A 24,380-nucleotide genomic window follows, 5' to 3' on the forward strand; every position below is an offset into this window, starting at 1 on the left:
AGTATTGCGCGCACTTCCGAGTGCACGCTCACCAATGGTGATCCGGAAGATCACCGGAGTAATCGCGGGCGAAGTGTGTCCGTTCGGCTGCGGAAAGTGTCCGGGCCATTTCGGTAACGTTCCGGCGGCGCGTTCCGATCGAACGCCCGGCCCTCGTCCCGGTCGTGGTAAACGCCCAGGTCCGCTGTTGCTCACCGATCCTCCTGCGAGATTCGTGGCGCGCCCGGCGCACGGCCGAGGTTCTCCCTGTTGGCCGATAGCCCGGGCCGGGGCGCGGGCACTAACCTGTTCCCGCTTGCCCGGCTGATTCGCCGGTTTGTCCCGGGCCTCAAAATAAAACCGGAAGATAACGGGTGCGAGCATCCGTAGAATTACCGCAATTCGCTGGTCGGGCGAAGGGGGAGAGCATGGTCGAGAAGGAGTTTGTCGGCAGGTCGGCGGAACTGGCCGCGTGCCTGGACCGCTCGGCCGCGGTGACCGTGGTGGAGGGGCGGCCGGGGATCGGGAAAACCCGGCTGCTGGCCGAAGTCGCCCGGCGGGCGCCGGATCCGGTGTGCGCGGTGCCCGCCGCCGGGACCGGGTTCGCGCGCCGTCTCGCGCGGGTGCTCGGATCGGAATCGCTGGTAGTCGTGGACGACGCGCAGTGGGCCGACGAAGAGTCCTTGCGGCTGTTGATGTCGCTGGTCCGGAGACCGGACAGCGACCGGCGGCTGGTGTTGTCGGTGCGCGACGGGCGGCAGCAGCCCGCACTGGCGCGCCTGCTGCACGCCGAGCGGGTCCCGGCCCGTTACGTGACCTTGCCCGCTTTCACCGACGACGAGGTCGCGCGGCTGCTGCCCGGGCACGACGCCGCCGAGCGGGCGCGGATCGCCGCCGCGGCCGAGCGCATTCCGCTGTACCTGTTGCTGCTGGCCGATTTGCCGCCGCGCGAGTGGCCGGGACAGGACGACAGCCTGGCGGCCGAAGACCGGCCGATGCTTCCGGCGGAACGCGTGCTGTTCGCCGAGGTGTCGGCGCTGCCGGAGCCGGAGCGGCTCGTCGTGCAGGCGGCGGCGTGCGGCGGCGCGACGATCGACGCGGACCTGGTCCAGGCGATGACTGTGCTGCCGAGGGCCGAGGTCGGCCACGCGATCGAACGGCTGCTGCGGCGCGGCGTGCTGGCCGGCGGGGCCGCGGGGCTGCGGTTCCGGCATCCGCTGGTCCGGGTCGCCGCCGCGCGGCTGGCCGGCCGCGGCTGGGCGGCGGGCGCGCACCACCGGGCGGCGGAGTACCTGCGCGAACTCGACGCGCCGCTCGCCTTGCGCGCCTACCACCTCGAGAAATCCTTGTACCGCCACGATCTGGTCGCGGTCGGCGAGCTGGCTTCGGCGGGGGAGGAGGTGCTCGGCACCGATCCGGCGGCGTGTGCCCGCTGGCTCGGCGCGGCGGTGGCGAACCTGCCGGAGCGGATGCGCGGCGGCCACGAGCACTGCCGCCTGTCGGTACTGCGCGCGGAAGCGCTGCTGGCCTCCGGTCAACCGGCTGGGGCGCGGGCGCTGCTGACGGCGTTGCCGGAGTCGCCTCGCGTGCTCGCGCTGCTTTCCCGCTGCGAGCACGCGCTCGGCCGGACCCGGCGCGCGCGGGCGATCGCCGAGGCCGCGATCGCCGCGTCGGGCAAGTCTGACGCGCGGGCGCAACTCGAACTGGCCCACCTGGAACTGCTGGACGGCGACATCGACGGCGCGCAGCAACGGCTCCGCCGGACCGCGGCGGACCCAGGCGCCGGGTCCGCCGTGCAATCCGCGATCGCGGCGCTCGCCGCCATCGGGCTGGCCTGCGCCGGGCGGACCGCCGAAGCCCGGCACGCCCAGCGGGCCGCGGCGGACGGATTCGACCTGCTCGACGACAGCGAGCTGCGTTCGGTGCTCTACACCGTGCCCGCGCTGTGCTGGGCCTCCAGCTTCCTCGACGACGACCGGCGGGCGCTCGCCCTGCTCGACCGGGCGCTGCCGCTGAGCGCGGCCGGGCTGCCGTTTCTGTATTCGGCGCGCGGCTTCGTGCTCTGGAAACTGGGCCGGCTCGCCGAAGCGGCGGAGGCAGCCACCGAAGCGGAAAACGCCGCGACCCGCTTCGGCCACCACGACGTCGTGCCGATGGCCGCCGCGATCCGGCTGCGGGTCCTGCTCGCGACCGGAGATCGCACGGCGGCCGAGCAACAGTGGCGGACGGTAGAGAAAATGCCGCGACCGGCTGTCGAATGGTGGCGGCGGACGGTGGAGCACATCCTCGCCGAGGCCGGTTTCGAGCTGGGGATGCTGCCCGGAGCCGTCGAACAGCCCATGGAGCGGACGGAGAATCCGTTGCTGGTGGCCAGATTGGCGCAGGATTGCCGGGTCGCGCTCGCTGAGGGAGCGCCCGCGGAGGCCCGCCGGCGGGCGGCTGAAGCGATGGAACGGGCCGCGGTGACCGGGTTGCACAGCGATCTCGGCATCGCGCTGCTGGCTCGCGCGACGGTCCTGGCAGCGGAGGCCGACCTCGCTGCCGCACTGACGGACGCGTCGGCCGCGGCGGTCGCGTTCGGCCGGGCGGCGATGGCGCTGCACCGCGGCCGCGCGGTTCTGCTGGTCGCGGAAGTGCTGGGCAGGCAGGAGAACTTCGACGCCGCGACCCAGCGGATCGGCGAGGCCCGGGAGGTGTTCCGGAGCGCGGGAGCCAGTGCGCTGCTGCGCGAGACGACGAAGGTGCAGCGGCGGCTGGCCGGGCGGCGCAAGCCGCGGCCGACGGCGGACGGACCGGCGCTTTCGCGCCGCGAACGGCAAGTGGCGGAAATGGTGGTGCGCGGGCTGACGACGAAGGAAATCGCGGCCGAGCTGTTCCTCAGCCCGCGCACGGTGGACGCGCATGTGGCTCGGGTGCTGAACAAACTCGACCTCACGACCCGCGCCGGGATCGCCCGCCGGTTGATCGGCTGACGCGGTCGGCTCCCGGTCCGGCCGGCTCGGGCCGGGACCGTTTTCCGATTATTCCCGCGTTTCCGGGACAGGATCCGGCCCGCGACAGCGGTGTCCCGGGGCATGGAACAAACCGCCGGACCCGGACCCGCGCCGCTGTACTGTCAGCCCGGATAAATCGCGGAAAGCGCTCCCCGAAGGGCCGTTTTCGTGGATGCGACGGATCAGGGTGACTGATGAACTGCTGCGCGGCGAAATACGCCATTCTGGACTTGGACGGCACTCTTCTTCCCGGGCACACCTCGCGGCATTATCTGCGGGTTCTGCTCGACGACGGCACCTGCGACCGGCAAGCGGGGCTGTCCTGCCTGGAGGCGATCGACCGGTTCGCCGCCGAGGAGAAAGCGCCGCCCGGGCTGATGGACGAGATCTACCGGCTGTACGCGCTCGCGATGAAAGGGGCTTCGGTCCCGCGGGCCCGGTTCGCCGCGGAGAAAACCTGGCGGGCGAGCCGGGGCAAGCTGTTTTCCTTTGTCCCGGAACTGCTTTCGCTGCTGCGGGCGAGCGGGTACCGCGTCCATCTGCTGTCGGGCAATCACGATTTCCCGGTGCAGGAGGCGGCGATCGACCTGCGGCTGTCCGGCGGGCACGGCGCCGTCGTGGAGGTCGCGGACGGCAGGTTCACCGGGCGTCTTCTGTCGGCGCCCGGCGCGGCGGGCGGCAAACTCGCGTTCGTGCGCTGCCTGTCCGAAGCGGCCGGATTCGGCGCGGAGAACTTCCTCGCGATCGGGAATTCCGCCTCGGACGCGGAGATGTTCCGCTGCGTCGGCAAGGCAGTGGCCTTCGAGCCGGACGCGGAACTGCGGCGGCTTTCCGCCGGGCTGCCCTGGCACGTAGCCGACCGGCGGACGATCCTGCGGGTGTGCGAACGAGTGGTCGCCGGAGCGGAAGCGGCGTGACCGGCGCGGGTGCCCCGGGTGGCGGGAAGCTGGTGCGCCCGCTGCGGATTCGCGTTCTGGTATGCGGATCGCGTTGTGTTCCAAAGCTATTGCTCTGGAAAACGTAGCGAGCGGGGGAAATCGAGCCACGGGTTCCGGTGGGCGTCGTGGCAGCGGTTCGCGGTTCGCCGCCGGAAAGTCAAGGCTCTGTCCCGTGGGCCGGAACATTGCTCTGCGTCCTCGATTGGTCGCTCGCCGTCGACTGGGTGCTGGTATGGTCTTTCGGCGGAGGCGCGGCGGCGACCGGAGACGGCGCCAGCTGATTCTCCCGCTGTCGGCACGGGCGGCACCAACCCCGCCGCCGTGGCCGGCGTGGTCGATCGTCGCTTCGGAGCCGGATCCGCCCGCCGACCGCGGGGGTCGGGCCGAAGCGGCGGCGGCGCTGCCCGGCGTCCGATGACGCGCGGCGGAAACGCGGTAATGCCCGGAATATTCTCGGCCCCGGGTCGAATTGCCCGCCGGATTTCGGGGACGTTCCGCCGAGGTTCTCCGCCGGACGAAAAGCAGTGGAGTGCGCAATTGTCACGGCCTGCGAGCACTGCGGCGTGCGATGACTCTTCGGCTACCCAGGGTGACTGGTTGTGTCCGCTTCCGGGCGCGGACTCATCGCACGGCGAGGCGAGCAGGCCAACGCGCTGCGCCACTGGGGCGATCTGTTTCAGTGAACGGGTGCGTGCGATTGTGCCGGACACGCTCCTGAGCAAGCATAAAAGCGCAGGCGTCCGGCGCGAGAACAGGACTGCATCAGGAAAGAAGCGGGTGGCGGAACGAGACTGGGCGGCAGCGAGGCGCGGTGCCGCCCGGGGGTGGAAGACGGCGTCGAGACCGCGGGGCAGCGGTCGCGCGGCAGTGCCGAGGGCGTGCGGGGCGAGGTTCCCGGCGGACCGGACGGCGCGCGCACGAGGGAATTTGTGGATTCGGTGGAGGTTGCGGTCGTGACTATGAGCGACGAAGACACTCGGTGGGCTTGCACGCAGGTGGTGCCGCGCAGGCCGATTCCCCGGGCGCTTTCGATATTGAGCGCCATTCGCGATTCCGGCGGGATCGAAACGCTGAGCGAGATCTCGCGGTCGACCCGTCTTCCGAAAAGCACGGTGCACCGGCTGCTGGCCGAGATGCAGGGATACGGAATGGTCGTGCGGGCCGGATACCATTACCGGCACGGGGAAGCGGTCTGCCGGCTCGCGAGACCCGGTTCGACCCAGGAACTGCAGCGCCTGCGAAGAGGCATTCTTCCTTCGCTGATCGATATCCACTGGCGCACCGGATATCTGGTCGGCCTCGGCGTGGCCAGCGGCAATATCGTCGATTTCGTGCATTTGATCTACAGCAGCGGATACTGTTCGGTCGCCGAACGGATAGAAAACGATTCGCAGCTGGCCGGGAGCGCGGCGGGAAGAGTGCTGATGGCATTCGATCCCGGGCTTGCCGCGCGGTTCGCGGTGTTCGCCGGCTACCGCGGCGAGGACGAGAACGGCGGCGGGCTCCCGGCGTGGCTGAGCACGGAACTGCGCGAGATCCGGCGGCGCGAGGTGTCGTTCAACCCGCGCGTCCCCGGCGCGCTGCTCGCCGCGGCGGTACCGGTCTTCAACGTGACCGGGACGGCGGTGGCCGCGCTGAGCGTGGCGGCCCCGCGCCGGGTGTTCAATTCGCGGGAAGCGCATTCGTCGCTGCAGGCGACCCGGATGGCGGCGCAGCGAATCCTCCGCGAAACGGTGGCGGCCGACTGGCGGAGCGCGAAACCCGGCCGTCCGGTGGAATAGCCGCGGCGCCGGCTCCCCGCCAATGTCCGTGAAGGGCCCCTTGAGGGAATCTGATTCCCTCAAGGGGCCCTTCACGGACCTCAGTACCCCGCGCCAGGTCCGCCGGTAGCAAGGAACCCTGCGCGCCGTCGACGCCGCACCCGCTGCCGCGAAAACCCCGGCGCGGCGGGTGGTGCGGCACAGCAGGGGCTTTCGGCGAGATGTCCTGATCGGCGGCGGCACGGTGTGTTCGCGCCGGACTGGTTTTCGGCTGGATGTCAGCTGGACGCGGGGCGGGGGAGCGGGACGGAATTGCGCTGCCGCGCCTAGGCTTTCGTCGCGACGTCGGCTGGTCGGCGCAGACCGTGCCGTCGCGCGAGGCGGTGAGGTGTCCGCTGGATGGCGGGGCGGGCGAGGAGATTTCGTTGTGCCGGAACGGTTTCCGGCGTTCCGTCCGCTGATCGGCGCAGGCCGTGCCAGCGGGCGGAGCCACAACCCGCTCGCCGAACGCGTGCGAAGGGCCGCAGCGCCTTTCGCACTGGGACCAAAGACTCTCGCGCCGCGGACGTCCGCCCGCAGTGGGGCCGGGGCGCGGCGGCCTAGCGTCGGCCGCTGGACGACCAGTGACCGGCCGGAGGAGGCATGTGATGGACGAGAAGCGGAGGGCCCCGTCGTCGGGGGCTGCCCGCGGCCGGCCCGCCGAACGCGGCAAGCACGGTGCCGCGCTCTGCCGGCGAGCCGGAGAACGGCGCGGGAGCGAGGAGAACCAGGAGCGATGGCGGTGAGCCGGCCGGTGGTCGCCGGGGTCGACGGGTCCACGGCCGCGCTCGCGGCGGTCCGCTGGGCGGCGGTCGAGGCCGGACGGCGCGGCACCGGGCTCGTGGTGTTCCACGCCGAGCTGTGCGACGACCCGGACCTGCTGCCGCACGGGAAACCGCCGGGCGACGCCGAACTCCTGATGGAACCCGCCCGCCGGTTGCTGCGGCAGGCGGCGGAAACCGCCCGGCAGGCCGCGCCGGCGGTTCCGGTGCGGATGTGCGTGCGGCTCGGGACCGCGGCCGAACTGCTGGCCGCGCTGTCTGACGAAGCCGGGCTGCTCGTGCTGGGCGCGCACGGGCTCGGCGGGGCGCGCGGCGGGGCGATCGGGTCGGTGGCGCTGCGGGCGGCCGCGTCCGCGCGCTGCCCAGTGGTGGTGATCCGCGGCAGCGCGGTGGCGGACGGGCCGGTGGTGGTCGGCCTCGACGACTCCGACGGCGGCGAGCGCGCGCTCGCGTTCGCCTTCGACGCGGCTGTTTCGCGCGGAGCCGGCCTCGAGGCGGTGCACGCGTGGCACGACGGCCGCCCCGGCCGGGAAGCCGGACTGCGCGAGCAGGTGGCCGCGTGGTCTCGCAAGCATCCGGTCGTGCCGGTGCGCGTGCATGTCGTGCGGGTGCGCTCGGCGGCGCGGGCGCTGTCCGGGATTTCCGCTGGTGCGCAGCTGATCGTCGCGGGGGCGCGGGCGCGCGGCCCGGTGGCCGGCGGGCTGCTCGGCTCGACGGGGTATTGGCTGCTGGCGCACGCGGCGTGCCCGGTGGCGGTGGCCCGCTGACTTGAGTCCTCAGTGGACGGTCGGCCCGGGGTTTCCGGGCGGAACCTGCCAGTTCGGTGACTTTCGGCCTTCGGCTTCGGGCAGTCCGGCCGCGTCGCGGCGGCGGGCGGAAGCGGTTTCCTGAAGGGGCGACACCGTTCCCGAGAGAGGAGTGCGCAATGACGTCACTGTTGCCCGGTTCCCGGATGGCGCTGCCGAACATCGCCGCCTGGCTCGACCGGCCGTGGCCGTTCGCCGACCACAACCCGGTGCGCATCGAGGAGTCCACCGACGGCCGGACCTACACCGTCCGCGCCGAACTGCCGGGGTTCGACCCGGAGAAGCACATTTCCGTGACGACGCACGACGGGATGCTGACCGTCGAGGCGGACCGCGAGGAACGCAAGCACCTCGACGGCCGCAGCGAATTCTCCTACGGCAGATTCAGCCGCACAGTCCACCTGCCCGCCGGGGCGGTGACGGCGGAGGTGGCCGCACGCTACGCCGACGGGATCCTCGAGATCTCCATGCCGCTGGCCGGGCAGGCGCACGAGAAGCAGATCAAGATCGAGGTCGAGTAGGGCCGCGGCAGCGCTTGGTCCACTGTGGACGGTCGGCCGCTTTCGGGCTGGTCGGACGTGAGGAGCTGCTCGTGATCGCCGCTGGCGTTGACGGTTCGGCGGGCGGTGCGGGTCGGCCGGATGTGAGGAGCTGCTCGTGATCGTCGCTGGCGTTGACGGTTTGGCGGGCGGTGCGGGTCGGCCGGATGTGAGGAGTTGCTCGTGACAGCCGCTGGCGTTGACGGCTCGGCAGGCGGCGTGGATTGGCCGGATGTGAGGAGCGGACCATGACCGCCGCTGACGAGCGCGAGATCGTCGTCGGCGCCGACGGCTCGCCAGGCAGCGCCGCCGCGGTGCGGTGGGCGCTCGCCGAAGCGGCGGCGAGCGGCCGGGCGGTCGCGGTCCTGCGCGCCTGGACCTTCGACCTGCTCGCGGACCTGGAATCGGCAGTCTCCCGCTCGCACGAAGAGATCGCGTCCCGGTACCGGCATGAACTGGACGAGACGGTCGCCAGGGCGTGCCCCGGCGCGGATCTGGCCCGGGTGCGGACCGCTGCCGTCGACGGCGCACCCGGTCCGGCGCTCGTCCGCGCGTCCGCGGGCGCGGCGATGCTCGTGCTGGGCAGCCACGGGCACAGCCGGGTGCTGCACCTGCTCGTCGGCTCGGTTTCCGAGTACTGCCTGCGGCAGGCGTACTGCCCGGTGGTCATCGTCCCGGCCCGCTCGGCCGAAGAACGCGGGCCGCTGCCGGACGCTCGCCCCGACCCCTTGCTGTGAGGAGCCCGAGATGAAGAGAACCCGCCAGGTCCGCGCGGTGATGACGGCCGACGTCGCCGCGGTCGAGCCGGGGATGCGCCTCGAAGCCGCCGTCGCCGTGCTGGAGCGACGGGGCGTGGGCGGCGCGCCGGTGGCCGGCGAGGACGGCCGGGTTCTCGGCTTCGTCACGCGCGGCGATCTGTCGAGGCGGCAGTCCCGCTGCTTCGGACGCCTCGTCCGGCGCAAGCCCGGTGCGGTGGCCGAGGTGATGTCGACGCCGCCGGTGACCGTCCGGGCGGACGACGACGTCGTGTGCGCGGTCCGGCGGATGAACGCCAGCCGGGTGCACCGCCTGCCCGTGCTCGGCGGCGACCGCGCCCTGGCCGGCATCGTCACGCGCGGCGACCTCGGCCGGCTGTTCCTGCGGCCGGACGACGAGATCCGCGACGAGGTGCGCGACGAGGTCCTGGACCGGGAGCTGTGCCTCGACCCGGCGTCATTGGACATCGCGGTGCGCGACGGCGTCGTGTCGCTCACCGGCACGGTCGAGCGCCGCAGCGTCGTCCCGGTGATCCCGGTGATGCTGGCGCTGGTCGGCCGCGTGGACGGCGTGGTGGCGGTGAAGGAGCATTTGCGGGTGGGAGTGGACGCCCGGATCGTCCTGTCCGACGAACCGGCCGCGGGCAGAGCGCCCGGGTGACTCCCGGTTCCCCGTCGCCCGGCGGGAAGAGCGGCCGCTGTCCTTTTCGGACGGTGGCCGCTGCCCGTGCCGGGGCGACGCTTTGGCCGCCGGGTCGGGCAGGGGAGCGAGGGCCGGAAGACGGGCACGGCGGCGATCCGCGTTCACGTCCATCCACGGTGGAATGAATCGATCCCGGTCGGCGGGTGCCTGCCTTGTGGCACTGGGCCGGTCGCCCTCTGCGTCGGTTGTGAGGCCGTGGCGCCGCCGGAAGCTGTCCACAGTGGATCGATGCGGATCCGGTCGTCGGATGCCCGCTGGGCACGGTTCCCGGCTGGAAAGTACGGCAACTCAGCAGCGCGCCATGCGGCCGGAGCAGTCGGCGGCCCGCATCCCAGCCGCCGGAATCCGTCCACCGTGGAGCGGCCCCGCGGACCTTCGGCACCGTCCCGCCCGCACCTGCAGCCCCGAGTCCGGCCCCGGCCGAAAGACCCGGCCACCCCTCATCGCCCCGCCGGAGATGCGCTTTCGTCCCTGTGGGAAAGGACTTCGGCCCCTGACGGAGTCCACCCGGGTGGGCCACCGTGGACGCGACTGCCGGAACCGGCGGCGGGAAGGGGAGGCGGCGGTGTCCCGGAAGAAGCCCGGCGGCGCGGTGCTGGTCGGGGTCGACGAGTCGGAGGCTTCGCTCGCGGCGGTCCGCTGGGCGGCCGTCGAAGCGGTGCGCCGCGGCTGTCTGCTTCAGCTGTTCCAAGCCGGAACCGCGGCCGCGGACCAGGAGGCTCGCGAGCGGTTCGCCCGCGCGCACCGGTGGCTGAGCCGCGCCGCTCAGGTCGCCGAGGAGGCGGCGCCGGGGGTGGCGACTCAGCCGGTCGCCCGGCCCGGGCTCGCCGTCGACCTGCTTGTCGAAAGGTCGCGCTCGGTGTCGCTGGTGGTGCTGGGTTCGCACGGGCTCGGCGGGCTGCGCGGGGCGGCGATCGGCTCGGTCGCGTTGCGGACGGCGGCCTGCGCGTACTGCCCGGTGGTCGTCGTGCGCGGGCGCGCGGCGGCGGGCGGGGCGGTCGTGGTCGGGGTGGACGCCGACGAGCGCGTCGGGGAATTCGCCTTCGAGGCCGCCGCGAACAGGCAGGTGCCGCTCATCGCGGTGCATGCCTGGCGGTCCGACCGGCCGGGCCGGGCTGCCGAGGAGGACCGCGCGCTGCGGGAGTGCACTACCGCGTGGGCGGACAAGTACCCGGAGGTCGCGGTGCGGATCCGGGCGGTGCGGGAACGTTCGCCGGGGCGCGCGCTGCTGGCGGTCGAGGGCGCTCAGCTGGTCGTGATCGGCAGCCGCGGCCGGGGACCGGTCACGGGCGGGCTGCTCGGCTCCACCGGGAACCGGCTGCTCGCGCACGCGGCGTGCCCGGTCGCGGTCGTGCGCGGGACGCTCCGGTGAGCAAACGGGGGAAGCCTTGCACGCCCGGGACATCATGACTCGACCTCGCGAGCATCGCGTCCGCATGCTGGCCGACCGGCCTCGCGGCGTTCCGGCGGGCCAGCTGGTCGGCCGGGCTCCGGCCGCGCGAGCTGCTGAGCGACGGCGCCGGGAACCTGAAGGAGTCGGCGGCGGGGTCACGATCCGCGCTCGCGCTGGCCGCGGAAGGCGTTGTCGCGGTGGAACTGTCCGTCCGGAACCGAGGAGGAGCGATGCGCGCACAGCCCGGCGACTGGCTGGTGGTGAAGAGCGGCCGGGCGGAGTTCCCGGACCGGCACGGCCGCGTCGTCGCGGTCGGGACCCCGGACGGCGGCCCGCCGTTCACGGTCCGCTGGTTCCTCGGCGGCTACGTCTCGACGATCTACCCCGGCCCGGACGCCGTCGTGCTCACCGAGGCCGAACGGAACGCCCCTGCGCCGAACGGCGGAGCGGCCCCGCGTTCCCGCCGCGCCGGGAACCGTCCCCGGCGCGGCACTGAGGACGTTGGTCCTTCGCGCCGGTGACTCCGGACCGGCGTGCCCGGTCCGGCCGGTCGCCTAGTTTCGAGCCAGTACCAGGGAAAGGACGGGTCTGATGCGCGCACGCGATCTGATGACCTCGCCCGCGGAGACGGTGCGTCCGTGGACTTCCGCCGACGAGGCTGCCGAGCTGCTGGCCGAACGCGGCTTCCCCGCGCTGCCGGTGGTGGACGACGACGGGCGGCTCGTCGGCATCGTCACCCAGGCCGAGCTGGGCCGCGACCGGGCCCCGGGACAGCCGCGGGCGTCCCGGCGCCGTCCGTACCACCCGGGCGCGATCGAGACGACCGTCGGCGCGGTGATGACCTCGCCCGCCGCCGGGATGCCGCCCGGAGCCGACCTCGCCGACGTCTGCCGGGAGCTGGTGGACGCGAAGAGCCAGGCGATGCCCATCGTCGTCGAGGGCTCCCGGGTGGTCGGCATCGTGACGCGCGGCGACGTGGTCCGCGTGCTCGCCCGCGCCGACACCGCGATCGCCGCGGACGTGCGGCACCGGCTCGAGGTCTACGGCGGGACCGGGCGCTGGAAAGTCGAGGTGCACGAAGGGATCGTGCGCATCACCGATCGTTACGACGAGGAAGCCGACCGCGACGTCGCGAAGCTGCTGGCGCTCGCGGTGCCCGGCGTGGTGGCGGCGGACCCGGCCGGCGACGGGACGGGAAGATGACCGGCCGGAACCGCACGGTGCTCGTCGGGATCGGCGGATGGGACGGCGCGGCCGAAGCGGTCCGGTGGGCCGCCCGGCTCGCCGCGGGCCGCGACCTCGAGCTGGAGCTCGTGCACTGCCTGCAGACCGCGGTGCCCGCCGGATTCGCCGGGCCCGGACCGCTTTTCGAGGACGCGCCCGCCGACGGCGGGCTCCTCGCGCCTGCGGGGGAGGACCTGGCGGCCGACGCGCTCCGCGTCCGCAACGAGGTCTACACCGATTCCGCGCCCGCCCTGCTGATCGACCGGTCCCGGGAGGCCCGGATGGTCGTGCTCGGCCGCACCGGGACCGACGGGTTCACCGGCATGCTGGCCGGCGCGGCGACCGCGGCCGTCGTGAGCAACGCCGGCTGCCCGGTCGCGGTGGTCCGGGGCCGCCGCGGCGACGGCCCGGTTCCGCTCGACGGGCCGGTCGCGGTCGGCGTCGACACCAGCCCGAACAGCGAGGCGGCGATCGCGGCGGCGTTCGAGGAGGCCAGCTTCCGGGGGGTCCCGCTGGTCGCGGTGCACGCCTGGGCCGACGTCGTGTGCGACGCGATCGAGCGCACCGCGCGTCCGGTGCCCGAGCGGGAGACCCGCCGCCAGCCGGTCGAGGAACGGCTGCTCGCGCACCGTCTCGACGGCTGGCAGGAGAAGTACCCCGACGTCGAGGTGCGCCGGAAGCTGGTCCGCGACCGGCCGCGCCAGGTGTTGCTCGACGAGTCCGAGCGGGCCCAGCTGATGGTCGTCGGCAGCCGCGGCCGCGGCGGGTTCGCCGGGATGCAGCTGGGGTCGACCAGCCAGGCGCTGATCCACCACGCCTCGTGCCCGGTCCTCGTGGTCCGGCCGGAGGCACGCCGCTGACCGGCCGCGCCGACAGCTGGCGAAATGACAACAATCGCGGCATCAGCGGGAATGCCCGGACGGCGCAACGGCAATTCCGCCGGACCGGTCCGAAGATCGGGATTTCCGCCGGAAGAACCATTCCGCCGCCGTTCGCGGCGCGGATCCGGGGCAGGGCAACCACTCCGTTCGGCCTTGCCGCGCACCGCCGGAAGCGCCCGCTTCCGCCGCTCGGCCAAGGCAATCGCGGCGGCCGGACCGGGTGCGGCCGCGACAGTTCCCGGCGTGATTTCCCGGCCGGGAGAGAACCCGGCACGCCCGTTTTCCCGTGCAGCGCCGAAAATCGCCGCCGGCCCCTTTTCGCGCGCTTGACGGCCGCTCGCGCGAGCCGCAAGACTGAATTCCAGTGGCGCCGCGCGGACCGGACGGCAGCGCCGGACGGGCGGGAGCCGGGGTGAACCAGCGGGACACACCCGAACAAGCGAGGCTGACGTTCCCCGATCAGCCGAGGATGGAACTGGACCAGCTCCTCGGCGAGCTGGTGGAGCGCGCCCAGGAGGTCATCAGCACCCAGGGCAGGCTCCGCGGGCTGCTGCGCGCGACCCAGTCCATCACCGGCAGCCTCGCGCTGCCCGCGCTGCTGCGCCGGCTCGTGGAGGCGGCGTGCGAACTGGTCGGGGCCCGGTACGCGGCGCTGGGGGTGATCGGGCCGGACGGGCGGCTGTCCGAATTCGTGCACACCGGGATGGACGCCGAGGCGGTCGCGCGGATCGGCAGGCTGCCCGAAGGCAAGGGCCTGCTCGGCGCGGTCGTCGAGGACCCGCGTCCGGTACGGCTGGACCGGTTGCAGGACGATCCCCGCTCGACCGGGTTCCCCGAGGGACATCCGCCGATGACGAGCTTCCTCGGCGTCCCGGTGCGGGTGCGCGGCGAGGTTTTCGGCGACCTCTATCTCGCCGAGGCGCGGCACGGCCGGTTCAGCGAGGAGGACGAACAGCTGGCGCTCGCGCTCGCCGCGGCGGCGGGCAGCGCGATCGAGAACGCCCGGCTGTACGAGACCGCGCGGAACCAGCAGGAGTGGCTGCGCGCGTCCGCGGCGGTCACCCGGGAACTGCTGTCGGCGGACCTCGGCGATCCGCTGGGCCGCGTCGTGGACTACGCGCGGGCGCTCGCGTCCGCGGACCTGGTTTCGGTGACCCGCCCGGCGGAGCGGGAGGGCTACCTCTTCGTCGAACGCGCGGTCGGGGCGGGCGCGGAGCAGCTGGCTGGCCGGGAATTGCTCACCGAGTCCACTGTGGCCGGCACGGTTTTCGCCAGCGGCGAGCCGAGAATCGGTTCGTGGCCGGACGAGCTGTCGCGGCTGTCGGTGCCCTCCGTGCTGAGCCTGAACCTCGATTCGGTGATGCTGGTGCCGCTCGCCGGGAACGGGAAGGTGGCCGGGGTGCTGACCGTCTCCCGGCTGGCCGGCCGCCCGGCGTTCACCTCCGACGACCTGGAGATCGCCGCCTGGTTCGCCGACCAGGCGGCGGTGGCGCTCGAACTGGCGCAGGCGCGGGCCGAGCGCGAGGACGCCGCGCTGCACGACGAACGCGACCGGATCGCGGCGCGGCTGCACAGCGAGATCCTGAACCGGCTCTACTCCACCGGATTGTCGCTGCAGACCACGGCCGGGCTCGCCAAATCGGCGGTGGTCGCGGCCCGGCTGCGCGCGACGATCGCCGACCTCGACGACGTGATCAATCACGTGCAGCAGACCGTTTTCCGGCTGGACGACGTCCTTCCGCCCGGACCGGAGCCGATCCGCGACCAGGTGCTGCGGGTGCTCGCGCAGGCGCGCGAGGAGCTGGGGCTGGCGGTGTCCACGCAGCTGACCGGGAAGCTCGATCCGGTTCCCTCGGACGTCGTGGTGCCGCTGCTCGCCGACGCGCTGCGGCTGGTCTCCCGGCACACGTCGGCCGAATCGGTGGAGGTCGAGATCCAGGCGGAAGCGGAGCGGACGACGGTGACCGTCCGGTACGAGGGCGCGGGCGACCTGGCGGTGGCCGCCGCGCCCGGGCTGGCCGCGCTCGCCGAACAGGCGAGCCGCCGCGGCGGGACGCTGACCGTGGCAGGCGGTTCCCGGCTGAGCTGGTCCGTGCCGGTGAAAACCCCGCCGCCGCCGGGGGATTGACGACTTCCGGAAGCGCCGGAGCGCCGTACTCTCGACGCACGAACCCAAGGTGGGAGAAGGACCGATGCTGCGGGTATTCCTGGTGGACGATCACGAGGTGGTCCGGCGCGGGGTCGCCGACCTGCTGGAGGAGGACCCGGAGATCGCCGTGGTCGGCCAGGCCGGCGACGTTTCGCAGGCGCTGGCGCGGATTCCGGCGCTGCGCCCGGACGTCGCGGTGCTCGACGTGCGCCTGCCCGACGGCAACGGCATCGAACTGGCCCGCGAGCTGCGGACGCATTCGCCGGACCTGAAATGCCTGATGCTCACCTCCTACACCGACGAACAGGCGATGCTCGACGCGGTGCTCGCCGGCGCCGCCGGGTACGTGATCAAGGACATCAAGGGCATCGACCTGATCTCGGCGGTCCGGGATGTCGGGGCGGGGAAGTCGCTGCTGGACGCACACGCGGCGGCCGCGCTGATGGCGAAACTGCGCGACAGCGCGGAAAAACAGCGGGGGCCGTTGTCGCAGCTGTCCGAGCAGGAACGCACGCTGCTGGCGCTGATCGGCGAGGGTCTGACGAACCGGCAGATCTCCGAGCGGATGTTCCTGGCGGAGAAAACGGTGAAAAACTACGTGTCGCGGCTGCTGACGAAGCTGGGCATGGAACGGCGCACGCAGGCGGCGGTGCTCGCGACGGAACTGCGCGGCCGTCCGCATCGGCCGGGTTAGCCGTTGAGCGGCGAGGGAGAACGCGAGAGTTTTTCGGTGTGCGGCGGGGTGTTCGCGCGACAGGGGAGACGTCGTGGTCGAGGCGGGGCCAGCGGCCGGAGTCAATCGCTGGTTCGGAGAACTCCCAGCCGACAGCACTGCCCAGCCCTCCGCGTCGGCCGGACGGTCAGACGCTGAGCGGGGACGGAGTCACGAGCACGTCCTCCAGCGCGCGGCGCGGCGTCCGGGGCACCGGGGCGCCGTAGCCGAGGCGGAGCACGATCTGCGGCCAGAGCCCGCCGCCGAGCAGATCGCGGAGCCGGGCGCGGATCGAGGGCACTTCGACCGGCTGGGAGATGAACGAGGCGTCGATTCCGCGGGCGGTCGCGGTGAGCAGGACGCGCTGCATGGCCTGTCCCGCGCGGAGCCGGTCGATCGCCAGGTCGGCGAACGTGCCGACCACCACGACCAGCGGGGCCGCGCCCGGGGCGCGCGAACCGCCGCCGTAATCGCGCAGGACCCAGGTGTCGTCTGCGGTGACGGCCCCTCCGGCGGCGTACGGCACGCCGTCGCGCCGGTTGCGTCCGCGGCCGGTCCAGCGCTGCCATTCGGACCGGAACGCCGGGTCCTGCGTCTGGAGCCGGTGGCTTTCGCGGATCAGCTCCTTGAGCCCGGCGAGCTGGTCGGCGTCGAGCCGCGGCAGCCAGGCGTGTTCGACCTCCGCGGCGTGCCGCAGCGCGCCCAGCGCCCCGCCGGGGACCGGTTTGACGGTGAACGGCGTGCGGTTGGTGTGCCGCAGCGGGATGGCCTCGGCCAGGGAGGCGAGCTTGCGGTCGGTCGCGGCGGCGGCCCGCGGGCGCACGAGGGCGAGCAGGTCGGGATCGCCGCGCCGGGGGAAGTAGCTGGTGGCCGGGTGGACGCCGGTCGCGTGGATCGCGGTGCGCAGGTTGAACAGCGCCGCACCGCAGGACAGCAGCAGCTCGCGCCGGTCCGGGTCGGCGACGGGCAGCGTGCGGTCGGCGTCCGCGTGCACCTCGATGCCCGCCGGGCCGACGCTGAACAGCCAGGGCTGGGTGTTGTGCGTGGACGGGGCGAGCGTGGCGCAGCGCAGCACCGACACCACCTGGTCGGCGCTGAGCAGGCCGGACGGCGCCACCTGAAGGGTCATCCTTCTCCCCGAGACCGCGAAACGCGGGACACTGTGTCGTGCGTGGTTCTCCGCTTCAGCATGCGTCCGCCGGGCGGGGGCGCACAGGGGCGAAAGTCATCTGTCTGAGGACGCCGAGCGCCGAGAGCAGGTCCGATGCCGGAAACCGGAGAGGGCAGCCCTAAGCTGTCCGGAACCCTGTCGCAGCTGCGGCTGCGGGAGACGCTGCGCGACCTGCAGGAACGCATCGAACTCCTGATCGGCACCCGGGACAAAATGGACGGCCTGCTCGAAGCCGTGCTGGCCGTCGCGTCGGGGCTCGAACTGGACGCGACGCTGCGCCGGATCGTGCGGGCCGCGGTGGAACTCGGCGAGGCCCACTACGGCGCGCTGGGCGTGCTCGGCGACGACGGCGCGCTGGCCGAGTTCGTGTACCTGGGCATCGACGCCGAGACGCGGGCGCGGATCGGGCACCTCCCGGAAGGCCACGGCCTGCTCGGGCTCGTGATCGACGACGCCAAACCGTTGCGGCTGACGGAGATCTCCGCGCATCCCGCGTCGGTCGGCTTCCCGGCGAACCATCCGCCGATGCACTCGTTCCTCGGCGTCCCGGTCCGCGTGCGCGACGAGGTGTTCGGCAATCTCTACCTCACCGAGAAGAAAGACGGGGCGGAGTTCACCGACGACGACGAGGTGATCGTGCGGGCGCTGGCCGCGGCGGCCGGGATCGCGATCGAGAACGCGCACCTCTACGAGCAGACCCGGCTGCGGCAGCGCTGGCTCGGCGCGACCAGCGAGGTGACCACGGAACTGCTCGGCGGCACGGACCCGGTGGACGCGCTGGAGCTGATCGCCGGCCGCGCGCTGGAACTGACCGGTTCGGACGTCACGATGCTCGCGCTGCCGGGCACGGGCAGGCTCGACGTCGACGAGGACGGGGACTCCGTTCCGGCCGAGCTGACCGTCACCGTGTGCGCGGGCGGCGGCGAAAACCTGACCGGGCTGCGGATACCGGTCGCCGGGACGGTGCCGGGCGCGGTGTTCCGGGACCGGACGCCGCGCCGGATGGCCGAGCTGGCGCTGCTGCGCGACCGCGGCCGGGGCCCGGCGCTGGTGGTGCCGCTGCGCGCGGGCGACCACACCTCCGGAGTGCTGATCGCGTTGCGGGATCCGGGATCCGCGCTGTTCGAGACGGCGCAGCTGCCGGTGCTCGCGTCGTTCGCCGACCAGGCCGCGCTGGCGTTGCAACTCGCGGCGCAGCAGCGGGCGGCGCGGGAGCGGGACGTGCTGTCGGACCGCGACCGGATCGCCCGGGACCTGCACGACCACGTGATCCAGCGGCTGTTCGCGGTCGGGCTCGCGATGCAGAGCACGCAGCGCCGGACGAAAACGCCGGAGCTGCAGCGGCGGCTGCAGGAGAGCATCGACCAGATGCACGAGATCGTGCGCGAGATCCGCACCGCGATCTTCGACCTGCACGGCGGCGCGGCCGGCGAGATCCGGCTCCGGAACCGGCTGCACGACGCGATCGCGGAACTCACCGACGACGCGCCGCTGCACCCGGCGGTCAGCATGGCCGGCCCGCTCGACGCGGTGCCCGCCCAGCTCGCCGAGCACGTGGAAGCGGTCGTGCGCGAGGCGGTGAGCAACGCGGTCCGGCACGCGGACGCGTCGGCGCTGTCGGTTTCGGTCGCGGTCCGGGACGAGGTGGTGCGGATTTCGGTGACCGACGACGGGAAAGGGCTTCCGGAGGGCGTCGCGCCGAGCGGGCTGGGGAACCTGCGGGAGCGCGCGGAGTCGGCGGGAGGGGAGTTCGCGCTCGAAGCGCGTCCGGGCGGCGGGGTGCGGCTGGACTGGTCGGCGCCGTTGCGCTGACCCGGAGGACGGTATCCGGCAGGTGCGGAGGAGTTTGCCCGGCGGGCGGGGGAATCCGCCGGAGGTTCGGGCTCGAAACGCGCCCGGACGGCGGGGGCCGTTGCGCTGACCTGGGTGACGGCAGTCTGCTTGCGGCGTCCAGCGCGCGCGGCCGGGTTCGCCCGCGGGCTCGGCAATCCGCGGGCAGTTCAGGCGGGGAGCGCGTCCGGCCGGTGTCCGGCGGACCGGCTGGCCGGGATCGCGGCGCTGAGCTGGTTCAGTTCGGCGTCCACGTCGATGACGACCGCCTCCAGCAGTTCCTGGGAGAGGTCGCACAAAGCCCGTCCGGCGGCGAGATATCCGGCCACGTGGGTGAGCCCGCGTCCCTCGGCCGCGCTGTGCGCGAGGCCCACGCCGGCGAACTCGTCCCCGTCGGCGGTTCGCAGCACCGCCCGGGCGCGGGTGTAGTGCACGGTCCGGTCGAACGCGATGGCGAGTGTCCACTGCTGCGGGGTCTCGGTCATGTCAGCTCCGTTCCGGGTTCACCGTCGCAGGCCCCGCCGGGGAACGAAAGGGCCGGAAGTCCTCTGCACGCCTTCGCATTCCGCCGCGGGGGATCAGCCGTGTCCCCTCCTCGGACGCCGGGGCCGATCGTGCGGCGCCAGGCGCGGGCCCGGATAGGGCCGGAGGTCACCGCCGCCCCGGCGGACGTCCGCGGCCGCGGGCCGTTCTCGCACGCCGGATCGCGCAGCCCGAATGTCCACTGTGGATCATCCAGTCCCGGGAAGCCCGACTGTCCATTGCGGACTCTTCCGGGGCGGAGGCCGCTTCGGCGGAAAGTCGGGCCGGGAGTAGGGTGGGAAAGCCGTCCGGCTCCGCCGCGGAACCCGGCTGGTTCCGGAATCGGGGAAGGCGGTGAACCAGGCCGTGCCGGGAGTCGGGGATTTCGCGGAGGCGGTGTCGCCCATGCTGTCGAATTTGCTCGCCGCGCTGCGCGAAGGCCGCGACGTCACCGCGCCGCTGGCCGAGGTGTGCGGGGCGGTGGCGGAACTGATGCCGGTGGACGGGGCCGCCGTTTCGCTGATCGTCGAGGGCAGCCAGCGCGTGCTCGTGCTGGCCAGCGACCAGGTGGTCGAGCATCTGGACACGCTCCAGTTCAGCCTGGGCGAGGGCCCGTCCTTCGAAGCGTTCGCGACCGGACGGCCGGTGCTGGTTCCGGATCTGTCCCGGAGCCTCCCCGAGTCGTGGCCGGTGTTCGGCGCCGAAGCCGCGCTGGCCGGAATCGGAGGCATATTCGCGTTTCCGCTGCGGCGCGGCGCGGTGAAGCTCGGTGCGATGGACACGTACCGGCGGGCCCTCGGATGCCTCTCCGAGGAGGAACTGGCGACGATCCTGCGCGGGACGGACCTGGTGACCAGCGCGTTGCTGGCAGTGGCCGCCGCGGGCGCGGCCTGGGAAACCCAGGGCGGCGCGGTCGGCGCGATGGTCCGGGACCGGGCGGTGGTGCACCAGGCCACTGGGATCGTGCTCGCGGAGTTCGCCATTCCCGCGGAACAGGCACTTGCCCGGCTGCGGGCGTACGCGTATGCCCGGGGGAGGCTGCTGGACGACGTCGCGCGAGACCTCGTCGCGCGGCGGCTGCACCCGAGGGAGATCGAGGAATGAAAGCTGTCCGCCGGCGGGGTTCCGCGCGAGCTGAGCGCGAGAATCCCGCCCATGGGAGGGAGAGAGACCGATGAGCGACGGGTTCGCGGGCGCGGTCACGTCGTCCAGCGAGAACGAACTGCTGCGCGCGTTCGTGGACATGGCCGACACGTTGGTCGACGAATACGACGTGGCGGACATGCTGCACCGGCTCGCGAAATACTGCGTCTCGCTGCTCGGGGCCTCGGCCGCCGGGCTGCTGCTCGCCGACCAGCGCGGCGGCCTCGAGGTGGCCGCGTCGTCGGACGAGGGCACCCGGATGCTGGAGCTGCTGCAGCTGCAGACCGAGCAAGGGCCGTGCCTGGACGCCTACCGCGGCGGCGAATCGGTGCGCGTCGAGGACCTCTCGGCGGAGGCGGCGAGGTGGCCGCGATTCGCGCGGCAGGCGTCCGCGGCGGGCTTCCAGTCCGTGCAGGCGCTGCCGTTGCGGCTGCGCAGGCAGGTGATCGGCACGCTGAACCTGTTCGGGCGCGGCCCCAGCCCGCTGGCCGGGTCGTCGCTCGGCGTGGCCAGGGCGCTGGCGGACATCGCGACGATCGGTATCCTGCAGGAGCGCGCGATCCGGCGCGGGGAACTGCTCACCGAGCAGTTGCAGCACGCGCTGAACAGCCGCGTGGTCATCGAGCAGGCGAAGGGCGTGCTGGCGCATGCCGGCGGGGTGGAGATGGACGCGGCGTTCGACCGGCTCCGCGCCTACAGCCGCGCGCACAACGAACGGCTGAGCGAGGTGGCCGAGGCGGTCGTGCGCGGCGAACTTCCGCCGGAACAGGTTCTCGGCGAGGACTGAGCTTCCGGTCGTCACCCGCCGCGCACGGGAAACCACCCGGAATGACCGTAACGGCCTCTCTCCGTGCACCGGTCCGGTGGCGCGGCGGGGTGCGGACAGCCCGGACGGACGTCTTGGCAAGGCCCGCGAGCCGCCGTTACTGTGGGTTTCCCGGGAGGGTGCCGACGGGGACCCTGCCTGGGCGAGTGCAGATGCCGCGTGCCCTGGCCCCTGGCTTTCTGACATCTGCGACATGGAACCCGTGCCGATAGTCCGGAGTGCCTGATGTCGCTTTCGTCCCCCGAAGCAGTTTTCCGTACCCGGCGCAGGAAAACGTGCGAGCGCTGCGGCGAGCAGATCCCGCCCGGGAAGCTGCAGACCGCGCTCGTCCCCGATTCCTCGCGCGTCGATCCCGCCGATTTCGCCGGCCACGGCCAGCGGCTCGTCTACGCCTGCGGCGACGAGCACATGGACCAGCTAGTCGAGAAGGCCCGGCGCGACTGGGTCGACGAGCAGTGGTGGTTCGGGCTGCTGTGCCAGGCGAGCCGGTCCGCGCGGCAGGCGTCGCTGCCCGAACTCGCCCGCCAGGCCCGGCTGTCCGACCGGCAACTGAACGCGGCGCTGCAATGGAACGCCGCCGCCGATCGTCCGCTGCGCAGTTTGCCGGGCGGGCAATCCTGCTGACCGAGGCCTGATCCGCGCGTTCGCCGCTCGCAGTGTCCGCGCGGACGCTGAGCCGTGCCCGGCGAATCGGGCAGTCCAACTGATCAGCAGCACGACGATCAGGAGACCGGCGGCCGACGCCACGAGCCCGCCCGCGTGCACCAGCCAGCCGAGGAGCATTCCGAGCATTCCGGCCGCGGCGGCGGTGAGCAGTTTTCTCCGCAGTTCGGGTTTGCGGAAAACGCTTCCCGGACGGATCGCGCACACCAGGACCGCGCCGGTCGCGAGGGCCAGTGCCCAGGCGAACAGCCGTATCGGCAATGCCGGGCCGAGCGCGCACAAAAGGAACACGCAGCTGCAGACCAGACGCCATTCGAGCCGAGCGCACACGCCACACCTCGGTTTGCCGGGACTTGTCTTCGAGGTGCTGCCCAAGGTAGGTACGCGCCGGTCCCGGCGGGCAGGGCCGGAGGACCCGATTCGGAGGGCCTCTCGAAGGGCGGGAGACCCGAATCGGACAAAAAGCCGGTCGTGTTCCGGCGTCGCGCGCATATTCCCGCGGATTTCGCCCTCCGCGCCCCGCGGATTAACCGCATTCGCCGATCGAACTCTCGAGCGGGTGACGGGACGCGGTTCGGCGGCCATTCTGTATCCCTTATCCCTGACAAAGACCATTCTGCCCGGGAATTTGACAGTTCCCGCGCGACCGAACGGAGGTTGTGCCTTTTCCCGCGCCGCCCAGACTGGAGTGCGGCGGGAACGAGCGGTCCGCGGGCGTTCTCGCGACGGCGGCCGGGAAACGGCCGCCGGTGAGGTCGAGCCCATGCCGGCAGGCCGCCTGTTCGGTGCGTGGATGCCGCTCGTCGTGTCCCGCGTCCGCCGCCGCGTTCTCCCGGCCAGGCAGGAGCGAAGGAGGACGGATGAGACTTGACGGGAAGGCAGGCGTCGCGCTGGCGGCGGTCGCCCTGGCGGCGTCGTCGCTGGCCGGTTCGGCGTCCGTGGCGGGCGGGCGTGCCGAGGCCGCGCCGCCGCCGGCGTGCTCGCCGAACACGACGGTGCCGACCGACGACGGCCCGGTGTGCGGGATCGCGGGCAAGGACGTCCGGTCGTGGGAAGGAATCCGGTTCGGCGCGCCGCCGGTGGGCAACCTGCGCTGGGCTCCGCCGCAGCGGCCGGCGAAGTGGACCAAGCCGTTCGAGGCGACCGCGCCGGGCAACGCGTGTCCGCAGCCGGCCGGCCTCGGCCCGGGTTCGGAGACCGAGGACTGCCTGAACCTCAACGTCCGGGTGCCCGCCAACCCCGGGCACGGGAAGCTTCCGGTGATGGTGCAACTGCACGGCGGCGGATTCTTGTTGCTGCAGGCGCAGAACGCGAGCCGGCTCGTGACCGAGGGGCACGTGATCAGCGTCGAGGTCAACTACCGGCTCGGGATTTTCGGGTTCCTGGCGCACGCGGCGTACGGCGAGCACGCGGGCGATTACGGGCTGCAGGACCAGCAGGCCGCGCTGCGCTGGGTGCAGCGCAACATCGCCAAGTTCGGCGGGGATCCGCACAACGTCACGATTTACGGTGCTTCCGCGGGCGGGTCGAGCGTCTGCGACCACACCGTCTCGCCGACCGCGGCGGGGTTGTTCCAGCGCGGCATCAGCCAGAACGGCGAGTACAACTCGTTGCTGGGCACGGACATCCAGTGGCAGCCGCAGGACTGCAAGGCTGATCTGCCCGACGAGGAGCAGGCCCAGCAGGCCGGGGCGCGGTTCGCGAAAGCGCTCGGCTGCGAGGCCGACGCCGGTGCGTGCCTGCGCAAGCTGCCGGTGGCGGCTCTGCTGAAGCAGGCGGGCAACGGGATGAAGCCGGACAGCGGCACGATCGCGCCGATCGTGAACGGGACGACGCTGACGCTGTCGCCGGGGGAGGCGTTCGCGAAGGGCCGGGTCAACAAGGTGGCGCTGATGCACGGCGTGGCCCGCGACGAGGTCCAGCTGCCGTCCGCCGCGACCCCGGAGGACTACCGCAAACTGGTGGCGCAGCAGTACGGCGAGCACGCCAAGGAGGTCAGCGAACTCTATCCGCTGAAACGATTCCCGAACCCGGCCCCGTTCCTCGCCTTCCGGACCATCGTGGCCGACTCCAACTCGGTCTGCCCCGCGGTGCTGAACGACGAGCGGATGTCGCGGCACATCCCGGTTTTCGCCTACGAAATGGACGACACCGACGTGCCGCCCGCGTTCTTCCTGGACCCCACCAAGCCGAACGGCGCGTACCACGTAGCCGAGGGAATGCTGCTGACCCCGCCGCCGGGCATGAAGCTGACCCCCAACCAAAAGGTGCTCTCCGACCAACTGCTGGCCCAATGGACCGGCTTCGCCCGCACCGGCAACCCCACCGTGGACGGCACTCCGAAATGGGACCCCTTCACTGAGAACAACCCGGTCGTGATGTCCCTCAACGCAGCAGGAGACAGCCAGCCAACAACAGAAATCCCGAAGCAACACCGCTGCAACGGCCTTTGGAACCCACTATCCCCCTTCACCCAACCCCACTAACCCACCCAACCCCGCACACCTACCTGCTCCCCACCCCCCGACCCTCCCAACCCTCGACCCCCAACCCGCCCACCACGCGGGATCGC

At 72.6% G+C, this 24,380-nt stretch carries 20 protein-coding genes; 18 read left to right on the forward strand and 2 right to left on the reverse strand.

Features of this window, described 5'->3' with window-relative positions; translation table 11 throughout:
- Positions 1-407: 407 nt before the first annotated feature.
- From ABD156_RS15220 to ABD156_RS15280, 13 genes are all read left to right on the forward strand, one after another.
- Positions 408-2,951: a helix-turn-helix transcriptional regulator gene (locus ABD156_RS15220; RefSeq protein WP_344272661.1), complete on the forward strand. Its 2,544-nt coding sequence runs from the start codon at positions 408-410 to the stop codon at positions 2,949-2,951.
- Positions 2,952-3,166: 215 nt separating this feature from the next.
- On the forward strand, positions 3,167-3,889 hold the full coding sequence (locus ABD156_RS15225) for an HAD family hydrolase (RefSeq protein ID WP_344272664.1): 723 nt from the start codon (positions 3,167-3,169) through the stop codon (positions 3,887-3,889).
- Positions 3,890-4,734: 845 nt separating this feature from the next.
- Positions 4,735-5,691, forward strand: coding sequence for an IclR family transcriptional regulator (locus ABD156_RS15230; RefSeq protein WP_344272667.1), 957 nt, complete (start codon positions 4,735-4,737; stop codon positions 5,689-5,691).
- 754 nt (positions 5,692-6,445) lie between these two features.
- On the forward strand, positions 6,446-7,258 hold the full coding sequence (locus ABD156_RS15235; protein WP_344272669.1) for a universal stress protein: 813 nt from the start codon (positions 6,446-6,448) through the stop codon (positions 7,256-7,258).
- A gap of 158 nt (positions 7,259-7,416) precedes the next feature.
- Positions 7,417-7,818, forward strand: coding sequence for an Hsp20/alpha crystallin family protein (locus ABD156_RS15240; RefSeq protein WP_344272672.1), 402 nt, complete (start codon positions 7,417-7,419; stop codon positions 7,816-7,818).
- Between the two features lie 266 nt (positions 7,819-8,084).
- On the forward strand, positions 8,085-8,573 hold the full coding sequence (locus ABD156_RS15245; RefSeq protein WP_344272675.1) for a universal stress protein: 489 nt from the start codon (positions 8,085-8,087) through the stop codon (positions 8,571-8,573).
- Between the two features lie 10 nt (positions 8,574-8,583).
- Entirely contained in the window at positions 8,584-9,252 is a 669-nt protein-coding gene (locus ABD156_RS15250) for a CBS domain-containing protein (protein WP_344272678.1), read from the forward strand.
- A 607-nt stretch (positions 9,253-9,859) separates the two neighbouring features.
- Positions 9,860-10,666 carry a universal stress protein gene (locus ABD156_RS15255; RefSeq protein ID WP_344272681.1) on the forward strand — a complete coding sequence of 269 codons (807 nt, stop codon included), beginning with the start codon at positions 9,860-9,862 and terminating at the stop codon, positions 10,664-10,666.
- 251 nt (positions 10,667-10,917) lie between these two features.
- The gene (locus tag ABD156_RS15260; RefSeq protein WP_344272684.1) at positions 10,918-11,208 is read left to right on the forward strand and encodes a DUF1918 domain-containing protein; all 291 of its coding nucleotides are present in this window, start codon (positions 10,918-10,920) and stop codon (positions 11,206-11,208) included.
- Between the two features lie 70 nt (positions 11,209-11,278).
- Complete coding sequence (locus ABD156_RS15265; protein WP_344272687.1) at positions 11,279-11,890, forward strand: CBS domain-containing protein; 612 nt, start codon at positions 11,279-11,281, stop codon at positions 11,888-11,890.
- A complete protein-coding gene (locus ABD156_RS15270; protein ID WP_344272690.1) occupies positions 11,887-12,771 on the forward strand; it encodes a universal stress protein in 885 nt (294 codons plus the stop codon). Before ABD156_RS15265 ends, ABD156_RS15270 begins: the two co-directional genes overlap by 4 nt.
- 433 nt (positions 12,772-13,204) lie before the next feature.
- On the forward strand, positions 13,205-14,920 hold the full coding sequence (locus ABD156_RS15275) for a sensor histidine kinase (RefSeq protein WP_344272693.1): 1,716 nt from the start codon (positions 13,205-13,207) through the stop codon (positions 14,918-14,920).
- Positions 14,921-14,984: 64 nt separating this feature from the next.
- A complete protein-coding gene (locus tag ABD156_RS15280) occupies positions 14,985-15,635 on the forward strand; it encodes a response regulator (RefSeq protein WP_344272696.1) in 651 nt (216 codons plus the stop codon).
- 166 nt (positions 15,636-15,801) lie between these two features.
- Here ABD156_RS15280 and ABD156_RS15285 read toward each other — a convergent pair whose 3' ends face one another.
- Positions 15,802-16,782: an Acg family FMN-binding oxidoreductase gene (locus ABD156_RS15285; protein ID WP_344272699.1), complete on the reverse strand. Its 981-nt coding sequence runs from the start codon at positions 16,780-16,782 to the stop codon at positions 15,802-15,804.
- Positions 16,783-16,917: 135 nt separating this feature from the next.
- Here ABD156_RS15285 and ABD156_RS15290 point away from each other — a divergent pair, with 135 nt between their 5' ends.
- Positions 16,918-18,636, forward strand: a complete 1,719-nt coding sequence (locus ABD156_RS15290) for a sensor histidine kinase (RefSeq protein WP_344272702.1) — start codon at positions 16,918-16,920, stop codon at positions 18,634-18,636.
- Between the two features lie 188 nt (positions 18,637-18,824).
- Here the strand turns inward: ABD156_RS15290 and ABD156_RS15295 are convergent, their stop codons facing one another.
- Positions 18,825-19,139 carry a dsRBD fold-containing protein gene (locus ABD156_RS15295; protein ID WP_344272705.1) on the reverse strand — a complete coding sequence of 105 codons (315 nt, stop codon included), beginning with the start codon at positions 19,137-19,139 and terminating at the stop codon, positions 18,825-18,827.
- Between the two features lie 391 nt (positions 19,140-19,530).
- On the opposite strand from ABD156_RS15295, the gene ABD156_RS15300 reads away from it, so the two are divergent.
- From ABD156_RS15300 to ABD156_RS15315, 4 genes are all read left to right on the forward strand, one after another.
- Positions 19,531-20,280: a GAF and ANTAR domain-containing protein gene (locus tag ABD156_RS15300; RefSeq protein WP_344272708.1), complete on the forward strand. Its 750-nt coding sequence runs from the start codon at positions 19,531-19,533 to the stop codon at positions 20,278-20,280.
- Positions 20,281-20,350: 70 nt separating this feature from the next.
- Positions 20,351-21,106: a GAF and ANTAR domain-containing protein gene (locus ABD156_RS15305; RefSeq protein WP_344272711.1), complete on the forward strand. Its 756-nt coding sequence runs from the start codon at positions 20,351-20,353 to the stop codon at positions 21,104-21,106.
- A gap of 264 nt (positions 21,107-21,370) precedes the next feature.
- The gene (locus tag ABD156_RS15310) at positions 21,371-21,769 is read left to right on the forward strand and encodes a hypothetical protein (protein WP_344272717.1); all 399 of its coding nucleotides are present in this window, start codon (positions 21,371-21,373) and stop codon (positions 21,767-21,769) included.
- An 899-nt stretch (positions 21,770-22,668) separates the two neighbouring features.
- A complete protein-coding gene (locus ABD156_RS15315; RefSeq protein WP_344272721.1) occupies positions 22,669-24,294 on the forward strand; it encodes a carboxylesterase/lipase family protein in 1,626 nt (541 codons plus the stop codon).
- Positions 24,295-24,380: the final 86 nt, after the last annotated feature.

It is taken from the genome of Amycolatopsis albidoflavus, assembly GCF_039525725.1.
Lineage (GTDB): Bacteria > Actinomycetota > Actinomycetes > Mycobacteriales > Pseudonocardiaceae > Amycolatopsis > Amycolatopsis albidoflava.